Source organism: Sandarakinorhabdus sp. (genome assembly GCF_031422795.1).
GTDB lineage: Bacteria > Pseudomonadota > Alphaproteobacteria > Sphingomonadales > Sphingomonadaceae > Sandarakinorhabdus.
The window spans coordinates 1-9,519 of sequence record NZ_JANPML010000218.1; the positions used below are offsets into that span (position 1 = coordinate 1).

Below are 9,519 nucleotides of genomic sequence, written 5' to 3' on the forward strand. Positions count from 1 at the left end.
GAAACGGGCCGGCTTCACCGCGCTCAATCCGGCCGGGCAGACGCCGGTGCTGCAGCGCGATGCGCTGGTGCTGGCCGATTCGAGCGCCATCCTTGAACATATCGAGGAAACGCTGGAGCGCACGCCGCTGCTGGGCAGCACACCCGAAGATCGCGCCGAAACCCGGCGCCTGGTGGCCTGGTTCGATCAGAAATTCTATGCCGAAGTGAATGCCCCGCTGCTGGGGGAACGCATGTACAAGCGCGCCGTGGTGCGCGGCACGCCCGATGGCGGCATCATCCGCGCCGCCAGCCGCATGGCCGACATGCATCTGGATTACATCGATTTCCTGCTCGAACGCCGGGCCTGGCTGGGCGGCGGGCAGTTCGGTCTGGCCGATATTGCCGCCGCCGCGCATCTTTCGGTGGCGGATTATCTGGCCGGGCTGGAATGGGACGGCCATGAACCGGCCAAAACCTGGTATTCGGCGATCAAGTCGCGCCCGACGTTCCGCCCGCTGCTGGCCGAACGGCTGGAAGGCCTGCCGCCGCCGGCGCATTATGACAAGCTGGATTTCTAGAGCCTGTCATCCGCCCCGGCTGTAAGTCCATTGTTAACCACACTCCTCTAAAATACTGATCCGGTTCGAATCAGAGCCGTTTTTGGGGGTCTCTCTGTGTCTGTCTTTTCAAATGTCTTCGCCGCCGTAGTGATCGCCTGTGGCGCCACGGCCGCCTCTGCTGTCACGCTGAACACCAACGAAACGGCGTTCATGGCGTCCGGCACGTTCAGCCAGTCGACCAATTTCGATGGGTTCGGCTCTGGCTTCACGGCTGTTGGTGACCCCTACGCGGTGGGTTCGCTGACCTTCACCAGCGGCAGCAACCTGGTTGTCGGCACGGCTTCCGGCTTTGGTAACACGCGCAACCTGCTGGCCTATAACCTCTGGTCGCCGATGACCGGCACGGTTGCCGGCACGTTTGACCTGTTCGGCTTCAAGATGACTCTGCTGGGCACGGCCTCACCGGTCACGGCCACCATCCAGACCAATGCCGGCAGCTATGTGTTTGCCGGCCTGGTGCCCGTGGCCAACCCCGGCCTCAGCTTTTACGGCTTCCGGGCCAATACCGGCGAACGCATCACCGGCTTCACCCTGGCCTCGGCGCAGGGCGGCGGCAGCGCACCGTCAACCACCGATTTCGTGCTGGGCACGGCCGGTGCAGTTCCGGAACCGGCCAACTGGGCGATGCTGATCGCCGGCTTTGGCCTGGTGGGCGCCGTCGCACGCCGCCGCCGCACGGCGGTCGCTGCCTGAACCTGATCGGCGGGAGGGCAGCACGCCTGCCCTCCCGCTGCATCGCTGGCGATTGACTTGGTGCCCGGCACCGGCCAACCCTTTGGCAAAGAGCCGATGGGGAGTGGTCGCTTGCAATCCGAAACCGATCTGTCGCGATCCGACCCGCAGGCGCGCGCCCGCTGGCTGCTGATCACCCTGCTGTTTGCCGGCACGGCGCTGAACTATGTCGATCGCCAGGTGCTGGCGCTGCTGAAACCCACCCTTGAGGTGGAATTCGGCTGGACCGATCAGGAATTCGCCCATCTGGGCAGCGTGTTCCAATTGTCAGCGATGTTTGCGCTGCTGGCGGTGGGCTGGTTTGTTGACCGGTTTGGCGTGCGGCTGGCCTATGGCGTCGCCGTCGCGGTATGGAGCGCGGCCGGCATGGCCCACGCCGCCGCCGCAAATGTCAGCCAGTTCGTGGTGGCGCGATCGGTGCTGGCGGTGGCCGAAAGCGTCAACACGCCCGCCGCCGTGAAGGCCGCCGCCACCTATCTGCCGCTCACCCAGCGCAGCCTCGGCCTTGGCCTCGTCAATACCGCGCCCAACATCGGCGCCATCCTCACGCCGCTGCTGATCCCGCCGCTGGCGCTGGCGTTCGGCTGGAAGGCAGCCTTTGTTGTCACCGGGGCGCTCGGCTTCGTGTGGCTGGGGTTCTGGATCGCCGGTACCCGCTCGCTGAAGCCCGTGGCCGTGGCCAGGAATGCCGCGCTTGAAGGCAATTGGGCCGAACTGCTGCGTGACCACCGCACCTGGACAATCGTGGGTGCCAAGGCCTTCACCGATTGCGTCTGGTGGTTCGTGCTGTTCTGGTCACCGGATTTTCTCGCCAAGACCTTCGGGCTGAGCCAGGCCGAGATCGGGGTGCCGACCGCCATCATTTTCACGCTGGCCGCGTTCGGCGCCTTGAGTTCCGGATTCCTGTTTCCGGCGCTGCTCAAACGCGGCTTGACCGTCAACCGCGCCCGCAAATCGAGCATGTTGTTTTATGCCGTGCTAATCGTACCGATGCCGCTGGCTCTGGTGGCGCCCGGGCCGATTGTGGCGGCGCTGATCATCGGGATGGCGCTGTTTGCCCACCAGGGCTTCTCCACCAACATCTTCGGCCTCGCCGCCGATACTGTGCCCACATCACGTGTCGCCGGGGTGATGGCGCTGGGCGGCGTGGCCGGCAATCTGACGGGGGCCGGCATCATCGAACTGACCGGCTGGTGCCTCACCAACGGCGTCGGCTACTGGCCGATGTTCGCGATTGCGGCGGGCGCGTACCTGACGGCGCTGCTGTTCATCCAGCTGATGCAGCCGGATATCCGTGCTTTGGACGAGGGGTAGAAAGGGATGCCTCCGGCGGGCAGGGACGCAGTCCCTGCACCCGGTTGATTTGAAGTGTGCGTGTTGTGCACGTGTCCGCTCGCAACTGCATTGCGGACCAGGAACTCGTACGGCATTCAACGACACATGGAAGCTGATGCTGCATTTGATTCCCTAGTGGCGGACCTTTTGGGCGAGCCAATTAGCTATTTGTCGCGTGGTTACGGCTCTGCTGTGTTCATAGAGTTCGGAATCCTCACGCCTAGAACGAAGCGCGATGGCTCTCAAGGCCACCCTGAAGGCCGATTCTCACTTGGCGTGGAGTGGAGCTGGCGAATTGAGGACGGCTCCAACATTTTGGCTGGAAGTTGGAGTGAAGAGGAACTCTGGGAGCCGTGCTTCGCTCGACTTCGTGGCGCACGCGTTGAAAGTCTGCAGCTTTTCGGTCGATTACCAGAGGTCGAGCTTGCGTTGGAGAATGGCGTCCGCTTCATTTCATTCTCCACTACTGCTGGCCAACCACAATGGCATCTTGTGGACCACCGACTCGGCCGAGAGCGTTGGTTCACTGTCCGAAATGGGAAGCTCCACTTAGGCGACGGGAGCGAACCGGCGTATTGACGCGATGTCCGGTATCGATCCCGAATCGGACATCAAGCACCGCCCAAAAACAAATGGGTGCAGGGTCTGCGACCCTGCCCGCCGGAGGCTCTCTTTCTTCCCTTCACCGCCCCGCCAGCATTTCCTCTACCCACGCCGGCACCAGCGCGCTGGCCGGACCGTGGCGGGCTTCGTCGAACATCGGCGTGCCGGCGGAGGGTTCGAGGTTGAGTTCCAGCGTGCGCGCGCCGGCGTCGTGGGCCCACCCAACGAAGCCGGCGGCGGGATAGACCGCGCCGGAGGTGCCGATGGAGACGAACAGATCGCAGCGCGCGATGGCCGCGCTGATGTCGTCCATGTGGTAGGGCATTTCGCCGAACCAGACGATATCGGGGCGCAAGGAACCGGACCGGCGGCAGGCCGGGCAGGCGGGATCGCCGAGCAGTGGCCCGCGCCAGGGCCGCGCCGCGCCGCAGCGGGTGCACAGGGCGGAGTTCAGCTCGCCGTGCATGTGAGCCAAGCGATTGTGGCCGGCGCGGTCGTGCAGATCATCGACATTCTGGGTGACGAGGAGGAAGCTTCCGCTCCATTCCGCCTCCAGCCGCGCCAGCGCCATGTGGGCGGCGTTAGGCACCACCTGGCCTAGGAAGGCGCGGCGTTGATCGTAGAATTGCTGCACCAGGGCCGGGTTGCGGCGGAAGGCTTGTGGGGTGGCGACATCCTCCACGCGGTGGCCTTCCCACAGGCCATCGGCGGCGCGGAAGGTGGGCACGCCGGATTCCGTCGAAATGCCGGCGCCGGTGAGGATGACGATGCTGTGGGTCATGGCTGACACCATAGAGTTGGCGCCGCCGGATCAGCAAGCCGTTGCGCTGGCCCGCTCAAGCCGCCAATGTGGCCGGCATGACGAAGAAGTTGATCCGCGTAGGTGTGCTGGGCGCCGGGGGCCGCATGGGGCAGGCCATTATTGCTGCCCTGTCGGATTGGCCGGGGCTGACGTTGGCCGGCGCGGTAGAGCGGGCTGGCCATGGCAGCTGCGGCCGTCCCGCTGGGCCGGGGCATCCCGAAACGCTCACGATCTGCTCCAACATCGGCGCCATCGCGCATAAATGCGACGTGCTGATCGATTTTTCCGTGCCGGGCGCGCTGGCGGGCAGCATCGAGGCGGCACAGGAAGGCCGTAGTGCGCTGGTCATCGGCACCACCGGGCTGGAGGCGGAGCACCACGCGCTGATCGATGCCGCAGCGCGAGATATCGCCGTGCTGCAGGCCGCCAACACCAGCCTGGGCGTCACCCTGCTGGCCCGGCTGGTCGAACAGGCGGCCGCTGCGCTGGGACCGGATTGGGATATCGAGATTGCCGAACTGCACCACCGGCTGAAGGTGGATGCGCCATCGGGCACGGCGCTGGCGCTGGGCGAAGCTGCGGCGAAAGGGCGCGGCGTTGATCTGGCCAACCACAGCGATCGCGGCCGCGACGGCATCACCGGCGCGCGCGTGGAAGGCCATATCGGCTTTGCTTCGCTGCGTGGTGGCAGCGCGGCCGGCGATCACATGGTGCTGCTGGCCAGCGAAGGCGAGCGCATCGAATTGTGGCACCGCGCCGAAGACCGCAGCATTTTTGCCCGCGGTGCGCTGAAGGCGGCGCAGTGGTTGGCGGGGCGCAAGCCCGGCCGTTACGCCATGGCCGACGTGCTGGAATTGCGATAGCGCGCCAACGCCTCGCGGATGACGGCGCCCACTTCACGGCGTTCCGGCGCTGACAGGAAATGCCCGACCCGCAGCCGCCGACCCCGCGCAGAGAGGAACAGCAACGCATCGCCCAGCGGGGTTTCTTCGAGTTCGACACGGGTGAAATAAGGCTCCAGCACCTCGTCCACCGCCTTGCCCCACGGATCGATGCGGGTGAGGGTGAGCGCATCATCGGCCAGCACCAGCCGTTCACGCGCGCCGCCCGATCGGTAATTGCTGCGGAACGCCCAGGCCACCAGCGCGACATCGGCGATCATGAACGGAATCACCGGCCACAGCCCCAGGATCAGGAAGCGGATGGAGCCGATCAGGAACAGGCCGCCAATCGCCAGAATCAGGATGCGCGCGTGATCACGCGGCAAGGATCGATTCGGGGTGAGGGTGAGATCAAGCAGCACCCGGACTCCCTATTCGGTTGGGCCTTGCCCTGCCAACCGCTTTGGCGGAAGGGCGACATCATGACCAAGCAATATCAGCGACTGATGACGGCGACCGAGATTGACGCGTATTTCCGCATTCTCGCCGCCGCGCGGCCGGAACCGGAAACCGAGCTGGCCTATGGCAATGGCTATCAGCTGCTGGTCGCGGTCGTGTTGTCAGCCCAGGCCACCGATGTGGGGGTCAACAAGGCCACGCGCCGCCTGTTTGAAGCGGTGCACACGCCGCAGCAGATGCTCGATCTGGGTGAAGACGGGCTGAAACAGCATATCCGCACCATCGGCCTGTTCAATGCCAAGGCGAAGAATGTCATCGCCCTGTCGCGCCGGCTGGTGGACGAATTTGACGGCGAGGTGCCGAACAGCCGCGATGTGCTGGAAACCCTGCCCGGTGTGGGCCGCAAGACGGCCAATGTGGTGGTCAACGTGCTGTTCGGTGAAGAAACCTGCGCGGTGGATACCCACGTGTTCCGCCTCGCCAATCGCACCGGCATGGCGCCCGGCAAGACACCGCTGGCGGTGGAAACCGGCATCATGAAGCGGGTGAAGGCGCCGTGGCGCCGCAATGCCCATCACTGGCTGATCCTGCACGGCCGGTATGTGTGCACGGCGCGCAGCCCCAAATGCCTTGATTGCGCCGTCGCCCATCTGTGTCAGTTCAAGGCGAAACAGTTACTGGTCCGCTGAACGGCCATTCACCCGCCATTCAAGCGCCGCGGCAGAGCATCCTGCCCATGATCAGCCTTCACACCTTCAGCATGGCAGCCTGCGCTGTGGGCCTTGGTCTGGCCTTGCCGGTGGCCGCGCAGGCACCCGCCGCGCAAGCATCGGCCGCGCCCGAAGTCCGCCAGTGCCTGCAGCTTTCGGCCCTGCGCAGCACCAATGTCGTCAACAGCCGCGCCATCGATTTCACCCTGCGCGATGGCAGCGTGTGGCGGGCCAATCTGCACAGCGCTTGCCCGCAACTGGGCACCGAACGCGCCTTTTCCTATTCCACCAGCATCGGCCAATTGTGCGCGCAGGATATCATCACCGTGATCCAGCCGATGGCCCGCAACTTCAACGGCCCGCGTTGCGGCCTCGCGCCTTTCGAACGCCAGCCGGCCAAGCCCAAAAAACGCTGACCGCAAAACCGTCTGGCGCCTGTGGCCAAGCGCTGCTAACAGCACCTCCGTTGCACCCGTAGCTCAGCTGGATAGAGCGCTGCCCTCCGAAGGCAGAGGCCACAGGTTCGAATCCTGTCGGGTGCACCATCTTTGTTTGCGCGATGCCGCCCGCCAACCCATCGCGATCTTTGTTTGCGCGATGCCGGCCGCCAACCCATCGTGCGGGTTCAACTTCGCTCCGCTCAGCCGCACCATTTCAGATCCAGGCCCTCAACGCCCAGCAACGCCGCCTTGCTGAGCGGCGATCACCGCTTGCGGCACTGACATCAGCCGCACTTCGACCGATTCGCGGTGGGCATTGTTCAGACCGGCCACGATGCTGGAGGGCTGCTGACGCTTCCAATATGGCCAATCTCCTTCGAAAATCGGCCGAATTCGCAAGAATTGTAATATTCGTTAATGCAAATCGCTAATAAAAATAAAGATAACTTGACTAACAATGAATTTTACTGGAAATACGCGTGGTCACAGGGGTTGTTGTTCAAACGACGTGGCGTGTTTCAGGGTGGTGTGCGTATGTTTGAGAATGCTTCAGCATTAACGAGTATTACCGGAAGGGCGAAAAGCCTCCGGCGTTGCCGAAAAGGGGCAGCCGCAACGGAATTAGCACTGATCCTGCCACTGTTGACCACCATGATTCTAGCCGTCTTTGAATATGGCGCGGTGGTCTATTCCTACAGCATGATGCAATTCGGCGCCAATCGCGTGGCCCGCACCATTGCTGTCAATCGCATGACCACGGCGCAGGCGCAGACCGATGTGCGCGCTTATTTCCCGGGCTGGGTGCGCAATGATGTCACCGTGTCGGTGACGCAGAGCAACGCGGCCAACGTCAATGTCAATTTGGTGCAGGTTCAGTTGTCGGTGCCGGCCCAGCAGGCGACGCCGCTGGCCATCCTCACCCGCCTCGTGCCCTGGCAGCTGAGCGCCACGGTCACGATGAAGCAAGAGCTCCCCTATGTCGATGATTGAGCCCCGCACCCGCCCCCGTTCGCTGTCGCTCCTCGCCCGGCTGTACGCAGCCCGCGGTGGGGCCAGCGCCGCCATCTTTACCCTGTCGATGCCGATCATTGCCGGCGGTCTGGCCCTGGGTGTCGATTTCAGCCTCTACAACATGGTCCACAACCGGATGCAGCTGACCGTGGACGGCGCGGCGCTGGCTGCGGCTGCCGAAATCGAACGGGGCGGCGATGTCACGGCGACAGCGCTGCAGTTTGCCGCCAGCCAGCTGCCGGCCGATTATGCCGGGATGACCAATGGCGCCGATGTGACCTTGGGCATCTACGACAATGCCAACGGCTTCCGGCCCGACAACAGCAGCGATGCCAACGCCGTGCGGGTGCGCGGCGAACGTTCACCGGGCCGAAGCAATGGCGTCGGCCAGCTGTTTTCCGCGATCTTCGTTGATGATGCCAAGAAAATCTCGGTCGAAGCGATCGCTGCTCGCCCGGTCAACGTCTTCTATCAGCCGCCTGAAAGCCGCACGCTGGATCCCGAAGCCGGCGATTTCAACGAAATCTATGTCTATTGCTTCGATACGCGCGGCACTGGCTCGGCGGATTCGCGCCGTTCGCAGATGACGCTGGTATCCAACAACATGCCGCCGGCCAGTAATATCGTGGCGATTTCGGGCGGCGTGGTTACCGCCAATCCGCCGACCAACCCGACATGGCCGCGCTGCACGCAGGAAGGCCAGACGCTCAGCATCCGTCTGCGCAATGTCCGTCATGCCAAGGCGTTCCCGGCGCTGTGGGCCAACCCCGCTGCCGTTGTTGGGGGCGTGCAGCCCGGCCGCCCGGAGCATAATTATCATACCGACACCCGCATCGAGGGCTGGGTGGAGCAATTCGATCTGCAGGGTTACAACATCCTCGAAACCGTGCGCTGCGATACGGCGGAACAATGCACCCCGGGTTCGGGCAGCTCCACCATTCCCACCGGCCGCAACCGCCAGAGCACGCGCAACCGGGAAACCCGCCCCTGCGAGCCTGGCAAGTTCATGTATTTCGGCTTCGAAGATCGCCCGCCCGGCCAGGCCGGGGCCAACAGCAACTGGCTGCAGCCGGCGTGGACCGATACCGACTATGACGATATCCGCATCGTCATGCGCTGCCCCAACAGCGGCCGCCTGGGCGATGCGTTTGTGCGGCTGGTGAAGTGAGGCGCTGACCGCGGCCACCGTTCGCGGCGGCCGCGGTGCGCCGGCTTGCGTCTCGCCCAGCCTCTAGCCCAGCCTCTCGCCCGTGTTCTGGTCGTAGACTGGCGACCTTCGGAGCGACCCCGGTTCAATTCATCAAGACGCGGATTCGCCCCGATTCGCGGGCGATTCGCGCGATTCAGCCTGTCGATAGCCCACTAGCGGTGCCGTGCAGGCGCCGCTTGCCTGCGCTTGTAGCGTGGCCGTTTACCGTGTTGCGCGCATCAGATCGGCGCCCCAGCATCAATAATGGTCAATAAAGATTCACTAGTGCTAGAGTCTAAAATTTGACTCGTAGTCTTAATACTGAGATACAACATATCTATTGAATCATTGTGTTGCGTATAAAGTCTCGTCTCTAGAGGACGGGGGGAGTGTTTTGTATGCTTAAGGGATTATTTACCAGTAATAAATCTCTGTCGGGCAATCTTGTCCGCTGCAAACGCGGCGCAACCGCCACTGAATTGGCATTAATACTGCCAATATTGACCAGCATGTTGTTTGGCGTGTTCGAATTTGGCACGGTGGTCTACGCCTACAGCGGGATGCAGTTTGGCGCCAATCGTGTGGCGCGCACCGTCTCAGTCAACCGCATGACCAGTGCCCAGGCCCGTACCGCCGTTCAAAGCTATGTTCCTGCCTGGGCGCGCAACGACGTCACCGTTTTGGTGAGCCAGTCGAACCCGTCCGATACCAACATCAACCTGGTCAACGTCCAGCTGTCGATCGCCGCCGACAAGG

The 9,519-nt window shown here is 63.5% G+C and carries 11 protein-coding genes and 1 tRNA gene; 10 read left to right on the plus strand and 2 right to left on the minus strand.

The window, feature by feature from the left end; genetic code table 11:
- The 3 genes from RMO81_RS08185 to RMO81_RS08195 all read left to right on the plus strand — a co-directional run.
- The coding region (locus tag RMO81_RS08185; RefSeq protein ID WP_310475333.1) for a glutathione S-transferase family protein at positions 1-559 on the plus strand (559 nt) is incomplete at its 5' end.
- 96 nt (positions 560-655) lie between these two features.
- Entirely contained in the window at positions 656-1,294 is a 639-nt protein-coding gene (locus RMO81_RS08190; RefSeq protein ID WP_310475334.1) for a PEPxxWA-CTERM sorting domain-containing protein, read from the plus strand.
- Between the two features lie 111 nt (positions 1,295-1,405).
- Positions 1,406-2,647 carry an MFS transporter gene (locus tag RMO81_RS08195; RefSeq protein WP_310475335.1) on the plus strand — a complete coding sequence of 414 codons (1,242 nt, stop codon included), beginning with the start codon at positions 1,406-1,408 and terminating at the stop codon, positions 2,645-2,647.
- A gap of 703 nt (positions 2,648-3,350) precedes the next feature.
- Here the strand turns inward: RMO81_RS08195 and RMO81_RS08200 are convergent.
- Positions 3,351-4,052 (minus strand): NAD-dependent deacylase, encoded by a 702-nt coding sequence (locus tag RMO81_RS08200; protein ID WP_310475336.1) that lies wholly within the window; start codon positions 4,050-4,052, stop codon positions 3,351-3,353.
- A gap of 77 nt (positions 4,053-4,129) precedes the next feature.
- Between RMO81_RS08200 and dapB the strand changes: the two genes are divergently transcribed.
- The gene (dapB, locus tag RMO81_RS08205; RefSeq protein WP_310475337.1) at positions 4,130-4,936 is read left to right on the plus strand and encodes a 4-hydroxy-tetrahydrodipicolinate reductase; all 807 of its coding nucleotides are present in this window, start codon (positions 4,130-4,132) and stop codon (positions 4,934-4,936) included.
- On the opposite strand, the gene RMO81_RS08210 is transcribed toward dapB, so the two are convergent.
- The gene (locus RMO81_RS08210) at positions 4,903-5,376 is read right to left on the minus strand and encodes a DUF2244 domain-containing protein (protein WP_310475338.1); all 474 of its coding nucleotides are present in this window, start codon (positions 5,374-5,376) and stop codon (positions 4,903-4,905) included. The two genes, dapB and RMO81_RS08210, sit on opposite strands and share 34 nt — an antisense overlap.
- Positions 5,377-5,436: 60 nt before the next feature.
- Between RMO81_RS08210 and nth the strand changes: the two genes are divergently transcribed.
- The 6 genes from nth to RMO81_RS08240 all read left to right on the plus strand — a co-directional run.
- On the plus strand, positions 5,437-6,102 hold the full coding sequence (gene nth / locus RMO81_RS08215; RefSeq protein ID WP_409049600.1) for an endonuclease III: 666 nt from the start codon (positions 5,437-5,439) through the stop codon (positions 6,100-6,102).
- A 47-nt stretch (positions 6,103-6,149) separates the two neighbouring features.
- The gene (locus RMO81_RS08220; protein WP_310475339.1) at positions 6,150-6,539 is read left to right on the plus strand and encodes a hypothetical protein; all 390 of its coding nucleotides are present in this window, start codon (positions 6,150-6,152) and stop codon (positions 6,537-6,539) included.
- A gap of 52 nt (positions 6,540-6,591) precedes the next feature.
- Positions 6,592-6,668: transfer RNA gene (locus tag RMO81_RS08225), tRNA-Arg, on the plus strand.
- 429 nt (positions 6,669-7,097) lie between these two features.
- Entirely contained in the window at positions 7,098-7,553 is a 456-nt protein-coding gene (locus RMO81_RS08230) for a TadE/TadG family type IV pilus assembly protein (RefSeq protein WP_310475343.1), read from the plus strand.
- Positions 7,546-8,742: a pilus assembly protein gene (locus RMO81_RS08235; RefSeq protein ID WP_310475340.1), complete on the plus strand. Its 1,197-nt coding sequence runs from the start codon at positions 7,546-7,548 to the stop codon at positions 8,740-8,742. Before RMO81_RS08230 ends, RMO81_RS08235 begins: the two co-directional genes overlap by 8 nt.
- Positions 8,743-9,272: 530 nt before the next feature.
- The coding region (locus RMO81_RS08240) for a hypothetical protein (protein ID WP_310475344.1) at positions 9,273-9,519 on the plus strand (247 nt) is incomplete at its 3' end.

What these genes read in the sequence shown, in the direction of transcription:
- RMO81_RS08200 (WP_310475336.1), bottom strand. Translation starts at nt 4,052, where the DNA reads ATGACCCACAGCATCGTCATCCTCACCGGCGCCGGCATTTCGACGGAA.
- RMO81_RS08230 (WP_310475343.1), top strand. Translation starts at nt 7,098, where the DNA reads ATGTTTGAGAATGCTTCAGCATTAACGAGTATTACCGGAAGGGCGAAA.
- dapB (WP_310475337.1), top strand. Translation starts at nt 4,130, where the DNA reads ATGACGAAGAAGTTGATCCGCGTAGGTGTGCTGGGCGCCGGGGGCCGC.
- RMO81_RS08235 (WP_310475340.1), top strand. Translation starts at nt 7,546, where the DNA reads ATGATTGAGCCCCGCACCCGCCCCCGTTCGCTGTCGCTCCTCGCCCGG.
- RMO81_RS08220 (WP_310475339.1), top strand. Translation starts at nt 6,150, where the DNA reads ATGATCAGCCTTCACACCTTCAGCATGGCAGCCTGCGCTGTGGGCCTT.
- nth (WP_409049600.1), top strand. Translation starts at nt 5,437, where the DNA reads ATGACCAAGCAATATCAGCGACTGATGACGGCGACCGAGATTGACGCG.